General features: G+C 42.0%; 18 protein-coding genes and 1 pseudogene. 8 read left to right on the forward strand and 11 right to left on the reverse strand.

The window, feature by feature from the left end:
- Positions 1-11: 11 nt before the first annotated feature.
- The 4 genes from crtB to IQ276_RS03065 all read left to right on the forward strand — a co-directional run bounded on the left by crtB (position 12) and on the right by IQ276_RS03065 (position 5,588).
- On the forward strand, positions 12-899 hold the full coding sequence (gene crtB, locus IQ276_RS03050) for a cyanoexosortase B (RefSeq protein WP_235115377.1): 888 nt from the start codon (positions 12-14) through the stop codon (positions 897-899).
- 176 nt (positions 900-1,075) lie between these two features.
- Positions 1,076-1,798, forward strand: a complete 723-nt coding sequence (locus tag IQ276_RS03055) for a cyanoexosortase B system-associated protein (protein WP_193925195.1) — start codon at positions 1,076-1,078, stop codon at positions 1,796-1,798.
- Positions 1,799-2,029: 231 nt separating this feature from the next.
- A complete protein-coding gene (locus IQ276_RS03060) occupies positions 2,030-3,379 on the forward strand; it encodes a polysaccharide biosynthesis/export family protein (RefSeq protein WP_193925197.1) in 1,350 nt (449 codons plus the stop codon).
- Between the two features lie 163 nt (positions 3,380-3,542).
- Positions 3,543-5,588, forward strand: a complete 2,046-nt coding sequence (locus IQ276_RS03065; RefSeq protein ID WP_193925499.1) for a GumC family protein — start codon at positions 3,543-3,545, stop codon at positions 5,586-5,588.
- 71 nt (positions 5,589-5,659) lie between these two features.
- Here the strand turns inward: IQ276_RS03065 and IQ276_RS03070 are convergent, their stop codons facing one another.
- On the reverse strand, positions 5,660-7,135 hold the full coding sequence (locus IQ276_RS03070) for an NF041680 family putative transposase (protein ID WP_228043575.1): 1,476 nt from the start codon (positions 7,133-7,135) through the stop codon (positions 5,660-5,662).
- Positions 7,136-7,290: 155 nt separating this feature from the next.
- Here IQ276_RS03070 and IQ276_RS03075 point away from each other — a divergent pair.
- Positions 7,291-7,488, forward strand: a pseudogene (locus IQ276_RS03075) (hypothetical protein); the annotation flags it as partial.
- Positions 7,489-7,644: 156 nt separating this feature from the next.
- On the opposite strand, the gene IQ276_RS03080 reads toward IQ276_RS03075, so the two are convergent.
- Both IQ276_RS03080 and IQ276_RS03085 read right to left on the reverse strand, forming a co-directional pair.
- Positions 7,645-8,313, reverse strand: a complete 669-nt coding sequence (locus tag IQ276_RS03080; RefSeq protein WP_190875569.1) for a rhomboid family intramembrane serine protease — start codon at positions 8,311-8,313, stop codon at positions 7,645-7,647.
- Between the two features lie 315 nt (positions 8,314-8,628).
- Positions 8,629-9,345, reverse strand: a complete 717-nt coding sequence (locus IQ276_RS03085; protein WP_190875570.1) for a rhomboid family intramembrane serine protease — start codon at positions 9,343-9,345, stop codon at positions 8,629-8,631.
- Between the two features lie 213 nt (positions 9,346-9,558).
- Between IQ276_RS03085 and IQ276_RS03090 the strand changes: the two genes are divergently transcribed.
- Positions 9,559-10,179, forward strand: a complete 621-nt coding sequence (locus tag IQ276_RS03090; RefSeq protein WP_193916421.1) for a tetratricopeptide repeat protein — start codon at positions 9,559-9,561, stop codon at positions 10,177-10,179.
- A gap of 65 nt (positions 10,180-10,244) precedes the next feature.
- Here the strand turns inward: IQ276_RS03090 and IQ276_RS03095 are convergent, their stop codons facing one another.
- The 8 genes from IQ276_RS03095 to sufB all read right to left on the reverse strand — a co-directional run bounded on the left by IQ276_RS03095 (position 10,245) and on the right by sufB (position 20,047).
- Positions 10,245-12,314 (reverse strand): prolyl oligopeptidase family serine peptidase, encoded by a 2,070-nt coding sequence (locus IQ276_RS03095; protein ID WP_193916424.1) that lies wholly within the window; start codon positions 12,312-12,314, stop codon positions 10,245-10,247.
- A gap of 522 nt (positions 12,315-12,836) precedes the next feature.
- Positions 12,837-13,469, reverse strand: coding sequence for a Uma2 family endonuclease (locus IQ276_RS03105; protein WP_193916427.1), 633 nt, complete (start codon positions 13,467-13,469; stop codon positions 12,837-12,839).
- Between the two features lie 47 nt (positions 13,470-13,516).
- A complete protein-coding gene (locus IQ276_RS03110) occupies positions 13,517-14,149 on the reverse strand; it encodes a Uma2 family endonuclease (RefSeq protein ID WP_193916429.1) in 633 nt (210 codons plus the stop codon).
- 1 nt (position 14,150) lies between these two features.
- Positions 14,151-14,759, reverse strand: a complete 609-nt coding sequence (locus IQ276_RS03115) for a hypothetical protein (RefSeq protein ID WP_190875605.1) — start codon at positions 14,757-14,759, stop codon at positions 14,151-14,153.
- Positions 14,760-14,854: 95 nt separating this feature from the next.
- A complete protein-coding gene (locus IQ276_RS03120; protein ID WP_193916431.1) occupies positions 14,855-16,117 on the reverse strand; it encodes a cysteine desulfurase in 1,263 nt (420 codons plus the stop codon).
- Positions 16,118-16,257: 140 nt separating this feature from the next.
- Positions 16,258-17,631 carry a Fe-S cluster assembly protein SufD gene (sufD, locus tag IQ276_RS03125; protein WP_193916433.1) on the reverse strand — a complete coding sequence of 458 codons (1,374 nt, stop codon included), beginning with the start codon at positions 17,629-17,631 and terminating at the stop codon, positions 16,258-16,260.
- Complete coding sequence (gene sufC / locus IQ276_RS03130) at positions 17,631-18,419, reverse strand: Fe-S cluster assembly ATPase SufC (RefSeq protein ID WP_193916434.1); 789 nt, start codon at positions 18,417-18,419, stop codon at positions 17,631-17,633. The genes sufD and sufC overlap by 1 nt, the downstream gene beginning before the upstream one ends.
- Positions 18,420-18,607: 188 nt before the next feature.
- Positions 18,608-20,047: a Fe-S cluster assembly protein SufB gene (gene sufB, locus IQ276_RS03135; protein ID WP_193916436.1), complete on the reverse strand. Its 1,440-nt coding sequence runs from the start codon at positions 20,045-20,047 to the stop codon at positions 18,608-18,610.
- A 243-nt stretch (positions 20,048-20,290) separates the two neighbouring features.
- On the opposite strand from sufB, the gene sufR reads away from it, so the two are divergent.
- Both sufR and IQ276_RS03145 read left to right on the forward strand, forming a co-directional pair.
- Entirely contained in the window at positions 20,291-20,974 is a 684-nt protein-coding gene (sufR, locus tag IQ276_RS03140; RefSeq protein WP_190875580.1) for an iron-sulfur cluster biosynthesis transcriptional regulator SufR, read from the forward strand.
- 79 nt (positions 20,975-21,053) lie between these two features.
- The gene (locus IQ276_RS03145) at positions 21,054-21,314 is read left to right on the forward strand and encodes an NDH complex assembly factor CRR9 (protein ID WP_193916438.1); all 261 of its coding nucleotides are present in this window, start codon (positions 21,054-21,056) and stop codon (positions 21,312-21,314) included.
- Positions 21,315-21,587 lie beyond the last annotated feature (273 nt).

Consider the following 21,587-nt stretch of genomic DNA (forward strand, 5'->3'; position numbering starts at 1 on the left):
TAATTAAAATCATGGCACTCCAGCAACAGATTAGAAACAGAAACGTGTCAGGCCTGCTAAATTTGGCCATTTTAGGCGTTTTGCTGCTGCTTTATGCTCCTATATTGCTACATTGGCTGGATGGTTGGTTGCACAAAAATATTAGTACAGAACACGAATATTTCAGTCATGGGATTATTGGTTTACCATTTGCCGCTTATTTGGGCTGGCTGAACCGGAAACAGTGGGTACGTTTGCCAGATACTATCCATCCTTTGGGCGGTGTTTTGTTGTTATTAGCGGGAGTATTTTATCTTAGCGGTGTTACAGAGTGGGTTAACCTTTCGTTGCCTGTTATACTAGCGGGGTTGTGCTTGTGGTTTAAGGGAATATCAGGTTTGCGATCGCAAGCATTTCCCCTGCTACTGATATTTTTGGCAACCCCAACTTCAGCACCCTACCTCATTGCTCCCTATACCTTGCCTCTTCAAAGCTTCATCGCTGGCACCGCAGGCTTCATACTGAATCAATTTGGTATGGAAGTAACTGTGGATGAGATAAATCTCTACGTGGGAGGACGGATTGTAGAAGTTGCCCCCTATTGTGCAGGGCTGAAAATGTTGTTCACTACGCTCTACGTCGGCTTGATGTTGCTTTATTGGACAGGCGCATTATCTTCACGCCGCACAACTATATCGTTTTTATCTATTGCTGTCATCGTTAGCATTACTGCCAATATTATTCGTAATACCTTACTGACCTTCTTTCACGGCACAGGTCAAGAAGGGGCTTTTAAATGGCTCCATGATGGTTGGGGTGGCGATGTATACTCTGCTTGTATGCTCGTGTCATTAGTGCCCTTACTGAATTGGATTAATAACTATTTCTCGGCATCTCCAGAAATTGGGGATGAGGCATAGGGAATGGGGCATGAGGCATTGGGCATTGGGCATTGGTTATTTCTCCCCCTCATCCCCCTCATCCCCCTCATCTCCCCATGCCCCACTCCCCACTTCCCGCATAAGTCCTAAATATCACTGAACTCATGGTGTGATTTTTAAAGTAAAATTTTGCCTAAGTATTCAAAATTTTACTGATGATTTCCTTCTCTAAGTTTTTCAAAGAAAACCGATTGAGTCAGGTAGCAGCACTTTTGTTATTGCTACTGCTGCTGGCGATGGGAGGGGTTCCCGGATACCTGACAGGACATTGGCAATGGAAACAGCCGCCACCTGTGGCTAATCTCAAGGAATTAAGAGAAATCCGCAAGACTGGGTTAACTGTTCCTGGTTGGCAAACTACTGACCAAGCAGAACAGCAAATTGGCGAACATAAATGGTCTTTGCAGGTAATTAAAAAAGAAGGCTCCGAATCTCAGGCAATTTTACTTTTGCTGCCACAAAATGGGCCGATGGATCAACCAGAGGTGGAGTGGACAGAGGTTAACGGCTGGGGAAGGTCACGTTGGGGAAAATGGGATGTAGCTCAATATCGTGGTGCTGAATTTACTGTCAAACCGTCTGGTAAGTTGGCTTCTAATGTTGAAACGAAAGTAGAAGCTAGGTTCTTTCGCGCCTCCGCACAACAGCAAACCTTCGCTGTCTTGCAATGGTACGCTATGCCAAACGGCGGAAATCCATCACCATTACACTGGTTTGTGGCAGACCAATATGCACAGTGGCGTAAGCAGCGCATTCCTTGGGTGGGCGTCAGTATTCTGATTCCAATGGAACCTTTGGGAGAAGTTGAAAAATCTTGGCCCCTAGCCCAATCTATTGGAGAAACGGTGCAAGCTGCATTGATGGCACGTCATATGTAGAGTATGTTACAGGTAAATTTGTGCAGAGATTTATGAGAAGTATTTGTGCGATCGCTCTATGACCTAAACTTAGTTAAAAGATGTTCAAAATATGAAGTTAGAAATTAAAGTTGACAGAATTTTTCAGCTTTTTCCTGGTAAATACTTGCAGATAAAAGAGACATCGAGGACATTTTTAGGGTAAAATAACGAGTCGGCGCGACCAATTATTACATGAGTTTTCCTGCACCGATGTTGATAACTCCCAGTTCTTATATGCGTGCATTCAGCGCCCTGTGTTTTGTCAGTCTTCAAGTAGGGGTTTTCTTAATAGCACCTACCCAGCTGGTTCTGGCTCAGCCTTTCCCGTCTCAAGGGCAACCCCCTTCCCCTGTGCCAGGTACTGAGGATGTTGTACCTCCAAGTGCAAATGACGAAATTTCGCCTCAACTCAGCCGCTATCTTTTGGGACCAGGAGATGCTGTTGGCGTTTTTCTTCAGCGTCCTCCTGGTCTCTATCGCTTGGGAATCGGAGATGGAATTAGCGTTTCGGTTCAGCGCTTTCCAGAGTTAAGCTTTCAAGCTGTAATTAATCCAGAAGGTAACATTGTGGTGCCCTTACTGGGAACAGTTTCTTTGCAAGGTTTAACTTTGGAGGAAGCTCAAGCAAAAATTCGTTTGGGTTTAAATCGTTATGTTGTCGATCCAGTAATAGTTTTAGCCCTAGCAACCCAGCGTCAAGACTTGAGTTTTCAAGCTTTAATTAGTCCAGAAGGCAACATTGTAGTGCCGCAAGTGGGAACAGTATCATTACAAGGTTTGACTTTGGAAGAAGCTCAAGAAAAAATTCGCTTGGGTTTAAGTCGGATTTTTCCAGATCCGATTGTCGTAGTATCCCTGGTAGGAGCGCGACCAGTTCAAATTACCATTAGTGGGGAAATACTTCGACCAGGAATTTATCCGATTAATTCACCAACACCCCGCGTTGCTGATGCTTTATTAATATCTGGTGGTTCAAGTTTGAATGCAGACCTGCGACAAGTGCAAATACGCCGCAAGTTAATGGATGGTTCAGTGATTTCGCAAACTATTGACTTGTATGCAGCACTGCAAAATGGTGGTTCAATCCCTAATTTGCGCTTACAAGACGGAGATGCGATCGTTGTGCCTCGTCGTGAAATCGGCAATGATGACGGTTATGACCGCAATTTGGTAGCACGTTCAACCTTAGCCACACCACAGATTAGAGTCCGAGTTTTAAACTACGCAGCAGGAGGTATTTCTACTCAAGCGCTGCCCAATGGCAGTACATTTGTAGATGCTTTGGGAGGAGTAAATCTCGATACTGCTAACCTCCGGAGTATCGCCTTGGTTCGCTTCGATCCTGAACGAGGTAAAGCTATTACCCAAAAACTGGATGCGAAAAAAGCTCTGGGAGGCGATGTATCCCAAAACGTGCCACTTCAAGACAATGATGTTATTGTTGTTGGTCGAAACCTCGTCGGTAGAATTACTAATTTACTGAGTACCATTACTCAGCCCTTCTTCAATGTGCAATCTTTTCTCCGATTTTTTGACAACTTCGGCGGCGGTTCAAATTAGGAAATGGGGAATGGGAAGTGGGGAGTGCGGGAGATAGGGAGATAAGGGAGATGAGGGAGATTATAAAAAAGCTTCTCACCCCTCCCATTCCTTGGACACTCAAATTCCCCATGCCCCATGCCCAATGCCCTGTTTGCCCAATAAATAACTATATGCCCCTACCATGACCCCACCAATTGTTAAGCGCTATCTTATTGCTTTTGAAAAATACAAGTGGATTGGACTAGCTAGTTTTGGTTTAGTTATAGCGGGGTCAACGGTGGTGGCTATGCAACCAGATCCACCTCCTAACTACATAGCATCTGCTGCCCTTACCTATAGCGGTCCACCAGTTTCTTTCTCTGCAACTGGTACTGAAATCCAACAGCAAGGAAAGGAACTAAATGAGGATGTTTTACTATCAAACCAGATAGTTGCAGCAGTAGCAGAGAAAGTAAATATCAAACCGAAACAACTCGGTGCAAGTATTGTCCTTTCTCTACCTAAAAAAAACCCCAGGACTGGAGACTTTGAAACTACTACCTTTGAACTGAAATATGTAGATAGTGACCCCAAACGAGCTATAGAGGTGTTGGCGGAATTGATGCAATCAATGGTCAAGTTGAGCAGTGACATCAATACTGGACGATTACAAGCAATTATTCAAAAAATTAACGATCGCCTACCACAAGCTAAACGAGAATTGCAAATTGCTGAAAAGAAGTTGGAACAATACGATCGCATCGAGCGCACAGCAATATTAGCAGCTGAAAATGGCAGTTTACTCAGCGCCGTTACTGCCAGCCAAAATCTCCAACGGCAAATTCAATTAACTATTTCTGGGGTTGATGGTCAAATTCGCAGTTTACAAAATAAATTAGGCTTAACAGTCGGACAGGCTTATATTTCCTCTGCTTTAAGTGCCGATCCGATTATTGCCAACTTGCGAGCGCAAATTTATCAAACCGAGTCGCAAATCGCTTTGCTAAGGAAAGATTTACGACTTGAACACCCAACGATGATTCAGTTGTTGCGTCAGAAACAAGCTGCTGAAGAATTACTGCAACAACGTGCTGCTGAGGTGTTAGGCGGTAATGGTGTGGCGGCTCCCCTTCAAGGTAATGTTGCTAATATTCGCACTTCATCGAGTTTAGATCCAGCACGCCAACAGTTGGCAAACCAAATGGTGTCTTTGCAAACCCAACAGGAGACACTCCAACAACAACTAAATCAAGAGATCCAACAAGAAGCGCGACTCCGGCGAGAGTATTCTTTGATACCGAATAAACAATTAGAGCGATCGCGTTTAGAACAGGAGGTTGGACTCAAAAAAGCCATCTATGACCAAATGCAGGCCAAGCTAACAGATGCTAAAACCGCAGAGGCAGAAACAACCAGCAGTCTTAGCATTGCCAGACGGCCGACAGCTATTGCGGATATCAAACCCCCTAAGAGTGTACCTGTTACCCTGGCTGTGGGTGGTTTTTTGGGTGTGTTAGTTGGTGGTGGGGTGATATTTTTATTGGGATCGCTGGAAGGAACCTTCAAAACCAGAGAAGATATCCGCGAGAGCCTCAAGCAACGGGAAGTGGCACTGTTGGGAGAGTTGCCTTTAATGCTAGTTGATGATTTGGATAAAGAAGCAGTGCCAGTGGTACTTTCTCCAGATTCTCCCTATTTAGAATTTTATGAAAAGTTCCGCAGTAATCTGCGGCGAATTGGTGGTAAAAACTTAAAGGTGGTGTTAATTACTAGTACCAGTAGCCTAGAGGGTAAAACCGCAAGTGCTTATAACTTGGGAATTGCTTCCGCCCGTGCTGGGAAAAGAACCTTGATTATCGAGACAGATTTGCGATCGCCTTCTCGTTGTATGTCCCTGAAAGTAATCCCTGATCCCGACGCCACCATTGAACCCCTGCGTTATTACGCTGACTTGAGTGAATGTATTCGTTTAGTTCCTGATGTGGAAAATTTATACATTCTTCCGAGTCCTGGCCCTGTGCGGCAATCGGCTGCTATTCTTGAATCTAGCGAAATGCGGCGGCTCATGGATGATGTCCGCGAACGTTTTGATTTAGTGATTTTAGATACTAGTCCTTTGAGCTTATCCAATGACCCGTTGTTAATCCAGCCCTACAGCGATGGCATGGTATTAGTGGCGCGACCACATTATTGGACTTTGGACAAAAAGAAGTTTGTTCGCGAGTCACACTCGCGAACAAAAAACTAGTCATCAGAAATTACCCCAGTTATTTTACAAACTGAGTCAGACTGAGTTAAACGCCTAAAGCCTAAGAAAATTTATGCGGCTTTGACTTTAGCGAGTGTTGATTTTGACTTCTTCTTGACAACAGGATGCTTAGTTCGTTGTGTTTGAACTTGACCTTGAACTCGACCGATGGAATTTCCTCTGGTTTTGGGAGAACGAGCGGGTGTACCAATCTCTGAAATAATTCTCTGAAAATCGCGTTGCACTACACTTGGAGTGGCAATTTTATCATTGTTTTGTTCTAAATAACGCTCCCATGGCCTGGGTAAGTGTGTTGCTAACTCCCTTGCCGCCCACAACTGTACGTAAGCTAGGATTACTAAATGTATCCAATTTTCCTCATGCAAAACATCTGGAGTTTGAAACTGCGTCATCAACAAACGCTGCTTGCTAAATCGCAGCATGTGTTCAATATCAAACCTTTGTCTATAGCAATGGTTTGCAACCGTAGGTGAGATTTCTCCACGTTGCTCACCTATGACAATTAACCACATTGGTTTCCAGAGAGATTGATTAGTATCATCAGTCACATGAATTCTGAGCAGAGTAAAAGGATGACAATACATTTTTTGGTGCTTGGTTCCCCTCATCAACATTTGATGCCAAGCGAGTATGGTGATGTTTAAAAGACGACCCTTACAGGTTGTCTGCTGAATTTGTGTTGTCTCGTCGGGAGAGTGCCAAGTTTCAACATCAGCTAAATTAAACCGTTCACCGTATTTTTTTGGACAACCACGTTTTTTCTTTGACTCATCAACGGGTGGAGATTGGTAGAAAATTCGATTACTACGAACTCTGGCTATCACTACCACATTTTTGTGTTTGGATTGGTCAAACAGAAATGAACGCTGACTATAGGCGCTATCTGCTACTAAGACGCACAATTTTTCCTGCCAGGGCAGTGATGAATCAGACATTACTGAGGAAATTTGTTCACTACCCACATCAACACCAGTTTTATCAAGTGATACCCTTTCTCCTGATATTGGTATTGACCAAGGGGCGGCATTCCCAGTTTCTTTCTCTGGTAAGATAGAAAGTATCGAATAAGAATGACCAATATTAATCGGTTTGTTACCCTTGATAGTATTTGGCTGGTAAATATACCCACGTTCAGCTAAAGTCCTCGCGTAAGGACGCGGATGCGGTGTTGTATCAAGAGCGAATAAGTAAAAAGGGCGTTGTTGTGGTTGCTTAATTAACTCAGATACCACCCTAATTAAGTTATTGGGTTTTTCTTGTTCTTCTTGTTCTTCTTCTTCATTGTTCTTCTCCTGAATATTTGTATTAAATGATTTTTGAATTGCTTTATAAATAGAATTATAGCTTCTGGGAAACAAAGGACTTAAAGATAACTCCGCAATTGAATTGGCTCCCGTATTACCCGCAAGCGCATCCAACAAATCCATACAGGCGTCGCTACATGAAGAAAAACAGTTGTAAATTTTTTGTCTAAAATCTTGAAATTGCGCTATTAATTGATTGTTATTAAATTTTGGCATAGCCATCAGTATTTACCCAAAGATACTTTGTAGTTGATATTACTATTTGTTGGGGGTCTGATGGCTATGCTTTTTTCTGCTCGTCACTATAAACAAGATTAATCATTCATTTATTCGCGAGTCACACTCGCGAATAAACTTCTTTTTGTCCAAAGTCCAAACATTATACAGAAGAGAATATGCTCGGCGAAGCGATCGATCAATTGGTTGAATCGGAACTGGGGTTATTAGGAGCAATTATTAATGGTGCTGATATCGTCGTTTCTCTACCTGCACCAACGTTTTCATCTGAATCTGAAGTAGAAGCAGAAAATGTTGAAGAATCAGAAGAAGTTTCAGCAGGTGCGACTAAAACGTAGAAAAAATGGGGAGTGGGGAGTGGGGAGTGGGGAAGATGAGGGGGATGAGGGGGATGAGGGAGTGAGGGAGTGAGGGATAAGAATTAATAACCAATACCCAATGCCCAGTCCCCAGTCCCCAATGCCCAGTCCCCAGTCCCCAATGCCCAGTCCCCATTAATCACGTCTAAACAATCCAAATACGGGAGCAAGAATTATTCCAAAAACAAAACCACCGATGTGTGCCCAATAGGCAACTCCACCAGTTTGTACACTCATGTTGGCTGCTTGCAGGCTTACAAGCCCGGATATCACATTTTGTACAAAGAAAAGTCCAATTATTACTAGTGCTGGAACTCGGATAGTGGTGATAAAAATCCCCAAAAATACTAAAGTCATCACTCTAGCGTGGGGAAAGCGAATAATGTACGCACCCAAAACCCCAGAAATTGCCCCACTTGCGCCCAAGGAAGGAATCTCAGAATTGATGCCAATAAACCATTGGCACAATGCAGCTAAAGCACCACATGTCAAATAAAAAATTAAATATTTAAAATGACCTAAACGATCTTCAATATTGTTGCCAAAAACCCAGAGAAACACCATATTTGAGATTAAGTGCCACCATCCGCCGTGTAAGAATTGCGACGTAAATAAGGTTATCCATTCCGCAGATAAATTGGTGGTTAATTCTTGAGGAACTACTGCATACTGACTTAAAAATTGATTCAATTGTGCATTTGGCAGGGTAACCTCATGAAGAAAAACTAAAATATTCATGCCAATTAACCCGTAGGTGAAATACGGGGTAATTCGCGTGGGATTTTCATCGTAGAGAGGAAACACAGGTGTTTTTCCTAAATTATTGACTAACTGCAATATAGCTTGTATTACGCGCAGTTGTTGAGTTTAGGTATTTTAACTCAGAGTAATTTGGCAAAAATACAGCAGAATTCAGGAGTCAGAATTCAGGAGTCAGAATGGGCTACGCCCCGCTACGCTAACAGAATTCAGAATTAGAATAGGTCTCTGTACCTATATTTTAAACTTTGATGGGATATAGCGGTTCGCAATCACATGAGGTACATAAATTTGTAGGGGCGCATAGCCATGCGCCCCTACAAATTTATGTACCTCACGAAAGCGAGAAATTTGATACTTCTATAACCAAGATTCTTCTGGGGATTTATCGCTAAATAAACCTAACAGTGGGCCAAGAATTGCCCCAAAAATAAACCCGCCTGCATGTGCCCAGTAGGCAATACCCCCGCTTTCCATACCGATGTTAGTAGGTGTTTCGAGGCTGACAAGTCCGTAGAAGGCTTGTTCGAGAAACCAAAATCCTAGAAAGAAGTATGCTGGGACGCGGAAAGTGGGGAAGAAAAATCCTAAAGGTACAACGCCAATAACTTCAGCTTTGGGAAAGCGAAGAATGTACGCTCCCATGACACCTGCGATCGCACCACTCGCACCCAATGAAGGAATGCTAGAATCTTGAGCGAAGTACCACTGGGTTAATGATGCCAAAACACCGCACGCTAAATAAAACAGCAAATATTTGGCATGACCTAATTTATCTTCAACGTTATTACCAAAAATCCAGAGAAACAACATATTGCCGCCTAGATGCAATAAACCGCCGTGCAAAAATTGTGAGGTAATCAAAGTTGCCCACTCTGGCACTGGTTGATGTACAGAGATACCAGCAAAGCTTAAGGTAAGTTCTCGTGGGACTACAGCTGCAAGGTGGAAAAACCCATTTAATGCTTGCGGCGGAAGACTTGATTCATAAATAAATGCAAGGACGTTGATAGCAACCAGTCCATAAGTCACATAAGGGGTAATTTTTGTAGGATTATTATCTCTAATGGGAACCACGGGCGTTTTTCCTGATGTTAAGACACAAACTCTACATTACTGAATTGTGGAAGTAGTTTCTTCTACCTCGTGGATAAATCTGACTTTGAAACTTAAAAACCGATAAGAGTTTATCTTGCAGATGCCCATTGCGATCGCCTTTTGTCGTAATCTAGGCGATCGTAATGCCTAAACCATTCATTACAATAGCTGACCAAACCCACTGACAAACTCATGTTTTTTGCAAATTCTCTGGAAAATCAACTCCAGCGGTGGAACGAAACCATCCGCAATCAGCCGAAAAATCCTAATGCTTACATTCGTCGAGGCATGGTTAACTTTCAGCTAGCCAAGATTGATGAATCTATTCAAGATTTTGACATAGCAGAGCAATTGGATGCCAGTGTCAAACCCTACCTCTGGCAACGTGGATTATCGTATTATTATGCAGAAAGATTTGCTGAGGGTGCTCAACAGTTTGAAATAGATTTGACGGTGAATGCTCAAGATGTAGAAGAAACAGTGTGGCGATATCTCTGCATCGCTCGTTCGTTAGGTGTTGAAGAAGCGCGTAATTCTTTACTAACTGTGAAAAATGATCCTCGACGTGTTATGCAGGGTGTATATGATTTCTATGCAGGAGACTTTACACCAGATGATGTTTTAAATGTTAGCCAATTAGAAGGGATAAAGGGAAATTTTTACAGTCATCTTTACTTGGGATTATATTACGAAGCTGAGAATAATCTTGATTTAGCTCAACAGTATATAGTTAAGGCTGCTGATAATTACAAGATTGATGATTATATGTGGTATTTGGCGCAGGTACATAAAAAATTACGAGGGTGGATATAGTCTTTCAGACGCGATGAATCGCGTCTCTACATGAATATTTTTAGGGTTAACCCAAGGGTATTGGCTTATACTTCAACATTTAAAGTACGCACCAAAAAAGCCCATTTATCGGCGGCTTCCTCGATTATTTTAGCTGTGGGTTTACCTGCTCCATGTCCTGCTTTAGTCTCAATTCTAATTAACACTGGCGCATCACCTGCGTGATTTGCTTGCAAAGCTGCGGCAAATTTGAAACTATGAGCAGGAACAACGCGATCGTCGTGATCGGCTGTGGTAATTAAGGTTGCAGGGTAAGCTGTATCTGGTTTGAGATTGTGCAATGGGGAGTAAGCATATAGCACAGGAAATTCTTCTGGATTATCTGGAGAACCATATTCGGCAGTCCAAGCCCAGCCGATGGTAAATTTGTGGAACCGCAACATATCCATAACGCCGACTGCTGGTAAAGCTGCACCAAACAAATCGGGGCGCTGCGTCATACAAGCACCCACTAATAAACCGCCGTTACTTCCACCTGCGATCGCCAGCTTATCAGTTTTAGTATACTTGTTAGCAATTAACCACTCAGCTGCCCCTATAAAATCATCGAAGACATTCTGTTTTTTCTCCTTCATTCCTGCTTGGTGCCATTCTTCGCCGTATTCGCCACCACCGCGTAGATTCGGCACTGCATACACACCACCCATCTCCATCCACACCAACAGACTCACAGAAAAACCAGGTGTCTGGGAGACACTAAAACCACCATAAGCGTAAAGATAAGTCGGGTTATTTCCATCCAATTTTATGCCTTTTTTATGAGTGATAAACATCGGCACTCTAGTACCATCTTTACTCTGATAAAAGACTTGTTTTATCTGGTAATCATCAGGATTAAAATCTACTTTTGGTTTCCGAAAAACCTCACTTTTTCCTGTTACCATATCGTAGCGGTAAATAGTCCCTGGTATGGTGTAGCTGGTAAAACTATAAAAAGTTTCAGTATCATAACGCTTACCACCAAAACCGCCTGCTGAACCAAGTCCGGGTAATTCTACCTCCCGTATAAATTCACCCTTGAGGTCGAAAATTTTGATTTGGCTGTGAGCATCTTTCAGATAATCAGCAACAAATTGGTTATTGAGTATGCCAACGCTTTCGAGAGTTTCTGCTGTCTGTGGAATAATTTCTTGCCAATTTTCTCGTGCAGGTTTGTTGGTATCAATGGCAATCAATCTTCCGCGTGGGGCATTGAAATCGGTGCGAAAATAAAAGACGCTACCATCATTATCGATTAGGCTATAATCTGCCTCAAACTGGTTAATTAGTTCTACAACTTCAGCATCGGGATTAGTCAAGTCTTTGTAGAAAACTAAACTTTTAGAATCACTTCCCAGCCAAACTGAAATTATTAAATAGTGTCCATCTTCAGTAACATCGCCACTAAAACCCCATTCTTTTTGATCGGGACGATGGTAAATTAGTACATCTTCTGATTGGGGTTTACCTAGTTGATGATAGTAGAGCTTTTGATAATAGTTAACATCTTCTAATCGAGTTTTTTCATTTGGTTCATCATAGCGACTGTAAAAAAAACCTTGAGAATCATGTGTCCAAGATGCGCCAGAAAATTTAATCCACTGCAAGTGGTCTTGTAAATCTTCTCCAGTTTCAACATCGCGGACTTTCCACTCTTGCCAATCAGAACCGGATGTAGATATACCGTATGCTAAAAGTTTACCATCTTCGCTAATGGACAATCCCGAAAGAGCAACAGTACCATCTTCTGAGAGTTTATTGGGGTCGAGTAAAACTCTAGGTTCAGCATCGAGAGATTTTAGGGTGTAGAGAACACTTTGATTTTGCAGTCCATCATTTTTGAAATAAAAGTATTGTTCACCTTCTTTAAAAGGGATACTATATTTCTCATAATCCCAAAGTTTAGTCAAGCGTTGTTTAATTTTTTCCCTAGCAGGAATTTCACTCAAGTAGCCAAAAGTAACTTGATTTTGTGCTTCAATCCAAACTCTTGTTTCTTGGGAGTCAGGATCTTCTAACCATCGGTAAGGATCTGTAACTAAAGTACCGTGGTACTTATCGACTTGGTTGCTCTTGTGGCTGGATGGGTAAGCGAGGGATTTTTCAGACGGTGGCATAATATCAGGTGAAAATTACTATTTTACATATTACAAATATAGACTCTAAATTTGGAGTATATGCTTAGCTGATGCGCTTCCAAGTTGCAATGAAGAATTTGAAGAGATTATTGCTGTTAATCAAGATTTGCATTTGCAATTAGATGAACTCAAAGATACTCAATCTAAGATGCAGGAATACTTAGAAAATGGGTTACAATTTGGTTAGGTTAATTAATCCCAAAGATAAATAAGTAGAAATTTATCGCCCTAATCAAGTACCTAAAGTTTTACAATTTCCTACAAGTCTATCTTGTGAAGATGTTCTCCTTGGTTTTATTTTAAATCTATAACCAATTTTTAGATAATCGTTCTTAAAGAAAAAGCCCCGCCAGACGGCGGAGCAGTTACGTGCTATTTTCACTTTATAGTACAATTATACTATATGCGATCCTAAATACGGCCAATTCCGAGAAAATCCCACAACCAAATTTATACTTGATATGATTGGGAACCGCTATAGTTTATGCTAGCTGTTGTTAACTAGCTTATTTTCTTCCTCACCCAAGCGCGAAAGGATTTGAGCAAAGCAATTTCACCCATACTTTTACTCTGCTCAATAAATCTGCTGATCTCACTTACTGAAACTATAGGAAAGGCAATACTAAATTTACACTCGACATATTGCCCTTCTACCAACTGATAAAACTTTAAATCTTGCCCGTTATATCTCCAAAGTTCATTTACACCCAGTGCTGCATAAATACCAAATTTGTTAACTGAAGTGCTGGTGATGTCAATCTCAATTGCTAAATCAGGCGGTGGGTCTGTTTCTAAATTTAGCTTTTCCTTACCTCTAATAGCTGCTTCATTCTGGATATAGTAACAAGTATCTGGTTCTATTCCCCGCTTTGCAATTTTTCGTTTCAATGTTGTTGAACCAGCACTTCTAACTTCAATATCTAATTCTTCAGCTAAAGCAATGATGAAATTACCAAAATTACTTTTAGGGTTTTCATGCTCAAACAGTGGTGTCATAATTTCTAAAGTGCCGCAGTCATAAGCAAACCGAGAACCTCTATCCTCGCCCGTCTCTTGAAGCAAGGCTTCAAAGGTTTCCCAGCTAACGTTATATAGCACTGTTCTTTGTTCAGCAGGTGTTGATTTGACAAGCATATCTTAGAAAAATAAGCTATTAATTAGATTTGTGAGTGAGGTATACTTTACCCTAACTTACCCTGCACCCAAGCGCGGAAGGATTGCACCAAATCGATTTCATCCATAGTTTTACTTTTCTGGATAAATCTATTCAGATCGCTAACAGAAACTAAAGGAAAAGCTCTACTAAAATTAACCTCAATATACTGACTTTCTACTAATTGATAAAATTTTAAAACTTCACCGTCATATCTCCACAATTCTGCTACACCTAAAGCCGCATAAATATTAAACTTATCAACAGAACTACTAGTAATATCAATTTCAACTGCTAAATCGGGTGCTGGGTCTGCTCTTAAATCTAATTTTTGTTTACCTCTAATTACTGGCTCATTTTGAATATAATAGCAACTATCGGGTTCTATTCCTTTGGCTATTGATTGACGTTTTAATGTTGTAGAACCAGCACTTCTAATTTTAATTTTTAATTCCACTGCTAAAGCGAATATCAATCTGTCAAACTGAATTTTAGGATTTTCGTGTTCAAAAAGTGGAGTCATGATTTCTAAAACACCGCTGTCATAAGCAAACCGAGAACCTCTATCCTCACCTGTCTCTTGAAGCAAGGCTTCAAAGGTTTCCCAGCTAATGTTGTATAGCACTGTTCTTTGTTCAGCAGGCGTTGACTGGACAAGCATATTAAAAGACTTCTTCTGTCAAAATGTTAGATAAAATCCCTAAAATTTTACCTATATCACTAATATAATGTTCACCTAAGTCAATTTCAACTACTTGCCCAATTAGCTTTAAAAACTTCCAGTTGGTTCCAGTGGTGACAGTACCATAAATTGTTTTAATGTTATTTCCTTCACGTTCATTAAACAATTTAGCTGCTAACATCTCTGCTACACACTGACCTAATCCTGCATTGATATTTTCTTTTTTAGCTTCTACAATTGTTACAACTGGTGCGTTAAGAATTAATAGTTCTGCTGAACGACTAATAACAAAATCGCAATTTCCATTTAATCCCTGTGCGACATCAACAGTAAAATCAATACCTGAAAACAAACTTATTTGATTATTGAAATATTTTCTGAGAGCAATTAGAATAGGGGCAATAATCATTTCTGAACGGGATTTTTCTGTATTACTTGCTAAAGCCAAAGGTATATTTTCGCGTAATATTTCTGCAAGCAATGGTGGACATTCTATCTGTTGTGTAGACGCAAATATATCAAATTTGTCAGAAATGATTAAATCAAAGGTTTTTCTAACTTTGTCAAGGGTAAAGTCACTGTAAGACATTTTAGTTGCTCCTGATAAATCATCTAGGTAGGTAAATTGTGCCAAATATTATTAATTAATAATTGACACAATCAGCATCTAAACATTGTCTACTTTTAACTAGAGAATTCAGCAAAAAAGTCTAGGGTTTCCTTTAGTGCTTTGATGAAAATATCAATTTCCTCACGAGTATTGTAGAACGATAAACTTGCCCGTGCGCTTGCGGGAATTCCTAAGTAGCGGTGTAATGGTTGAGTGCAATGGTGTCCAGAACGAATGGCAACGCCTTCTTGATCTAATAATGTAGATAAGTCGTTGGCGTGGACTCCTTCGGCGGTGAATGTAGCTAAGGCAGCTCTACCTTCTCCTTGAGCATTTGGTTTGGGGCCGTAAATTCTAATTTGGGGAATTTGTTCTAATTGTTGGAACAAATAAGCTGTTAATTCGGCTTCGGAGGCGTGGATTTTATCCATGCCGATACTGCTGAGATAATCTATTGCGGCACCAAGTGCGATCGCTTCTCCAATTGCAGGCGTACCAGCTTCAAATTTATGGGGTAATTCTGCATAGGTGGAATGGTCTAAATACACCTCTGCAATCATCTCGCCACCGCCAAAAAATGGAGGCATTGATTCTAACAATTCCAACTTGCCATACAAAAATCCGATGCCAGTGGGGGCGCACATTTTGTGGCCAGAAGCAACCAACCAATCACAATCTATTTGTTGTACATCAATGGGGAAGTGTGGTACACTTTGACAAGCATCGACTAAAAATTTCGCACCGTAATTGTGAGCGATCGCCCCAATTTCTGCTACTGGATTAATACAACCCAAAGCATTAGAAATATGTACCACTGACACCAGTTTTGTTTTCTCGGAAATCAGCTTTTTAAACTGCTCCAAATCAAAAGTTTGTTCTGGTGTAAGTTCAACAAATTTCAACACCGCGCCAGTTTTTTGTGCCACCAATTGCCACGGCACAATATTGCTGTGATGTTCCATCACCGACAGAATAATCTCATCTCCCGGCTGCAAATTGTTCATTCCCCAACTGTAAGCGACTAGATTAATCGCCTCACTGGCGTTGCGGGTATAGACAATTTCCTGACGCGATGCAGCATTAATAAATTTAGCAATTTTGTCTCTAGCACCTTCATAAGCATCGGTAGCCTTAGCACTTAGAGTGTGGGCACCTCGATGCACATTGGCATTATATTGCTCGTAATAATCTCGTAAAGTATTTAATACGAGTAAAGGCTTTTGGGATGTTGCAGCATTATCGAGATAAACTAGGGTTTTCTCATTGACTTCCTGATGCAAAATTGGGAAGTCAGCGCGAACTTTATCGGCAAGGGTTTTAGTAGTGGTGAAAGTCATTGGTAGATTCAAGCAATTTTGGATTTTGGATTTTAGATTTTAGATTAAATTTTTCCATCTAAAATCTAAAATTAGCCTTGGGGGTTGAAACTTTTTTAAATTTTGGATTTTGAATATTCAATGCAAAATCCAAAATTTGGTCAAGATTCCAGCGATATGGACTTGAGATTATTAACAGTGTTTAACAGGTTTTCTCGGAGAGAGGGAACGGGTATTTGGTTGATAATTTCAGCAGCGAAAGCGTTAATTAACAATTTACGAGCATCGTTTTCATCAATTCCCCGACTTTGGAGGTAGAAGATTTCATCATCCTCCAATTGACTGACGGTAGCGCCGTGAGCGCATTTGACATTATCCGCAGTAATTTCTAATTGGGGTTTAGTATCAACCCTGGCTTTTGATGATAGTAGCAAATTTCGATTTAACTGGGCTGCATCTGTCAATTGCGCTGGCTTGGGAACAAAAACTTTGCCGTTGAACACAGCATGAGCGCGATCGCCGACAATACACTTGTGCAACTGTTTACTTGTACCATAAGGATGATTCAGAGCGATCGCACTGTGAGTATCCGCCAACTGCTTGCCAGAAATCATCGTCAACCCATTGAGAGTAGTTTGGGTTTGTTCGCCAGTTTGCAAAATCTCCAAATTATGCCGTGATAACCTTCCGCCAAAAGTTATGGCATGACAAGTATATCGACTATCACGAGATTGAGCGATCGCAGTCTTGCCAACATGAAAAGCTTCTCCACCCTCTCGCTCAACCCTAGTGTGACTCACCTCGGCATTCTCACCAACCCAAACTTCCGTCACCGCATTCGTCAAATATCTCTCTTTCTCTGCGCCCTCTGCGCCTCTGCGGTTCGTATACTCCTCCACCAAAGTCACCTGCGAACCACCTTCCGCCACCACCAAACAACGCGGCTGCGAAATCGTCGCACTCTCACCAGCAGCTGCAACAAACACCAGATGAATTGGCGTCTCAACTACCACATTCTTCTTCACCCAAATCACCGCTGCATCAGTTATCCCAGCAGTATTGAGAGCCGTAAAAACTTCCTGCGCTCCTTCAGCTTGAGCTAAATACTGTTGTACAGCCTCCTGCTCAGCCACAGGTAACCCAGCCAAATTACTCACCACCACCCCAGGCGGTAAATCTGCGACTGCGGATAACTCCGGCGCATAAACACCATTCACAAAAACCAGACGACTGTTAGCCGCTTCTGGCAAAATCTCCGGTAGAGACGCTTCATGCAACGTCTCTACATTAAACTGCACTTGTCGCAGAGAAGACAAATCAGTAAATCGCCATTCTTCCTCGCGGGTGCTGGGAATATGAGAGTGGCGTACCCAATTAGCGGCACCTTCACGTAAACCTTGCAGCCACCCTTCTGTTTTTGATGCAGTGACTTGATTTAACAAGCCAATTAAATAAGCATCTTTATCCAACAGAGTAGCTGTCAGACTCGCTGCATCCGAGTTAGGAATTGGACTAGGGGAAACTTGAATACTCATTAAACACCCACCTCAGCTGCAAACTCTGCCAACACCCAGTCATAACCGCGAGACTCTAATTCTAGTGCCAATTCCTTACCACCACTAGTGAGAATTCGCCCATTTGCCATCACATGGACAAAATCTGGCACAATATAATCGAGCAACCGCTGATAGTGGGTAATTAAAATCGTGGCATTTTCTGGACTTGCCAATTGATTTACCCCATTCGCCACAATTCTGAGCGCATCAATATCCAAACCCGAATCAGTCTCATCCAAAATTCCCAACTTTGGTTCTAGCAGCGCCATTTGCAGAATTTCATTCCGCTTTTTCTCGCCACCAGAAAACCCTTCATTCAAACTCCGATTGAGGAAAGCGGCATTCATTTTTACCACATCCAGCTTTTCCTCAATCAAATCGTCAAAATCAAACGCGTCTATTTCTTCCAAACCCCGTGCTTTCTGCCGGGAATTGTACGCCACCCGTAAGAAATCCAAATTGCTCACACCAGGAATTTCCAGCGGATACTGAAAAGCCAAAAACACACCACTTCTAGCGCGTTCCTCTGGTTCCAACTCCAGCAGATTTTGTCCTTGGAAAATCACCTCACCGCCAGTCACCTCATACGCCGGGTGCCCAGCCAACACCTTAGAAAAAGTACTCTTACCAGAACCATTCGGTCCCATAATCGCATGAATTTCACCCGATCGCACCTCCAGGTTCACACCCTTTAAAATCGGTGTCCCATCAACATTAGCCGTCAGATTCCGTACCGACAGGACAACTTCACTATTTTCAATAATCATCTTCTCTCCCTTCTCTTTCTTTGCGCTCTTTGCGTCCTTTGCGGTTCGTTATTCTTCCAAAGATAAACACAGGCGTTGCTGAATAAAAATATCAAAATCTCACGCAGAGGCGCAGAGGCGCAGAGAGAAGTTTTTTGTATTCAGCAATGCTTCAAGACGGATTTATGTGTGTTTATCTCTGGTTCCATTTATCCAACACTGCCTTCCAACTTCAAACTCAACAACTTATCAGCTTCCACAGCAAACTCCATCGGTAGCTGATTGAAAACATCCTTACAGAAGCCGCTAATCATCATCGAAATAGCATCCTCTGAAGAAATACCCCGTTGAGCGAAGTAAAATAACTGATCTTCCCCAATCTTAGAAGTAGAAGCTTCATGCTCTACCTTCGCAGTATTATTTTGCACCTGGATATAAGGGAAAGTATTGGCATGGGCATTATCCCCAATCAGCATCGAATCGCACTGAGAATAATTTCTCGCCCCTTTCGCAGTCGGATTGACCTTCACCAAACCCCGATAACTGTTACTAGATTTACCTGCGGAAATTCCCTTAGAAATAATTGTACTACGGGTATTCTTACCAACGTGAATCATCTTTGTACCCGTATCAGCTTGCTGCATGTTGTTTGTCAGCGCCACCGAGTAGAACTCACCCACAGAGTTATCACCCACCAAAACACAGCTAGGATACTTCCAAGTAATTGCCGAACCTGTTTCTACTTGAGTCCAGGAAATCTTGGAATTTACGCCCTGACACAAACCGCGCTTGGTGACAAAGTTGTAAATACCGCCTTTACCGTTAGCATCCCCAGCGTACCAGTTTTGGACGGTGGAGTATTTAATTTCGGCGTTGTCTAGAGCAACAAGTTCCACCACAGCCGCGTGCAGCTGATTGCTGTCATACATTGGTGCAGTGCAACCTTCGAGGTAGGAAACATAGCTACCTTCTTCAGCGACAATCAAAGTCCGCTCAAATTGTCCTGTGTCACCGGAGTTGATGCGGAAGTAGGTAGACAGTTCCATCGGACATTTGACGCCTTTGGGAATGTAGACGAAGGAACCATCACTAAATACGGCGGCGTTGAGAGCAGCAAAATAGTTGTCAGCAATGGGAACGACGCTACCCAGATATTTTTTTATTAGTTCTGGATGTTCCTGCAACGCTTCGGAAATTGAACAGAAAATAACGCCGTCTTTAGCTAACTTTTCTTTAAATGTAGTGGCAACAGAAACGCTATCGAAAATCGCGTCTACAGCAACATTTGCCAGTCGCTTTTGTTCAGATAGGGAAATACCCAGCTTTTCAAAGGTTTCCAAGAGAGTTGGATCGACTTCATCCAAGCTGTTGAGTTTTTCTTTCTTGCGTTTCGGGGCTGAGTAATAAATGATATCTTGATAATTAATTGGCGGATACTTGACATTAGGCCAAGTTGGTTCTGTCATTTTTTGCCACTGGCGATAAGCCTTCAGGCGAAAGTCCAACATGAACTGTGGCTCGTTCTTCTTCGACGAAATCAAGCGGACAACATCCTCATCCAATCCACGAGGAATAGTGTCTGCCTCAATGTCGGTAACAAAGCCGTACTTGTAAGGTTGGTTGACTAAGGTTTTGACAGTGGCACTCATCGCTAATAATCTCTTGTGTTCGGTTAAATCTCTCTAAGGATGGGAGACAAGCTATTCTGTTGCCGATTCCCACCTCGCGTTACGGAATGGTTACACGGCTGCTAGAATGGTGGTAGGGAGTAAAACAACAGCTATGTTGTTTAATGTATCTCCATTTTACGCTAAATTAACAACAACAATGTTGTCAAAGTCAATTTTTCCCAGAAATTTTTGGGACGTTCCCGCAGCGTCTCACACCAGAAGATGGCGACTATCCACCAGTCCTCAACCAAGCAAGAAATCCTAGAATATCTGCACAAGCACCAAAAAGCAACGGCTATTGAGCTTGCTGAAGTTTTAGATGTGAGCAAGCAAGCGATTCGTCGCCACCTCAAAGATTTGGAGACGGAGGAGCTAGTTTTGTTTTCGACATCATCAGATCAAGCCGGAATGGGGCGTCCCCAGCATGTTTATCAACTGAGTCGTCAGGGACGCGATCGCTTGCACCGCACAATGAGCGATCGCTTCGGTGATGCCAGCGGCAATTTTGCTGTTTCGCTGCTGGATACCTTAGCAGAAACCGTGGGACACGACCAATTCAAATCCATATTACAGAAGCAGTGGGAACGTAAAGCTCATGAATATCGCGATCGCGTGGGTAGCGGTTCACTGCGAGAACGTGTAGCCAACCTAGTAGAGTTGAGAAAAGCTGAAGGCTTTATGGCCGAGTATCACCCTGTTGATGTGAATGACTGCTCCAGAGGCGAAAGTTTCATATTTATAGAGCATAACTGCGCCATTTCCAACGTTGCTGAATCTTTCCCCACCATTTGTGGTCATGAATTAGAAATGTTTGCTGGCGTCTTACCAGATTGTACAGTAGAACGCACCCACTGGATTATCAACGGCGAACACCGTTGTGGTTATTTAGTACAAGCCCGCAATTAGTCATTAGTCATTTGTGAAAACCAATCCCTACTCCCTACTCCCCACTCCCAAATAATCAACTAAATTACAGATAGCATTTATGGATGTAGCACCACAGCAGCCATCAACCCAATTTTTAACATTGGAAGAGTCAGCAAAAGTAGACGCGGCTTTGTTGTCTTCCCCAGAAAAGTTTTTAACAAGATTGACAATTTCATCACTTAAACTTTTAAAATATATTGCTCAAGAGTACGGTGTTGCTATTGAAGATTTGACAACACAACAAGTAATTGCCTGGTTTGAAAAAGATGGCAAAATTCGACGTGAGCAGGGAATTGAAGCTTCATATTTGAAATGGTGAACTGTAGTAATAAAGTTTAGATTCATTTAGTTATAAAAAATAACAACACAGAATATCCCGCTTTGAAAAAACAGAAATGTTTCTTGAAAGCGGGATATTAATAGATAAGATACAGCGAATTTTAAGTTGGTAAACTACACAAACTAAATTTCAAAGTGAGGAATAAAGCCTGTTTTAATTCCGACTCCTGAATTCTGAATTCTGTTAGCGCAGCGGGGCGTAGCCCATTCTGAATTCTGCTGTATGTTGTTGATGGATGAGAAATTTCAAAGC

Origin of the sequence: Desmonostoc muscorum LEGE 12446, from assembly GCF_015207005.2 — a bacterium.
Lineage (GTDB): Bacteria > Cyanobacteriota > Cyanobacteriia > Cyanobacteriales > Nostocaceae > Nostoc > Nostoc muscorum.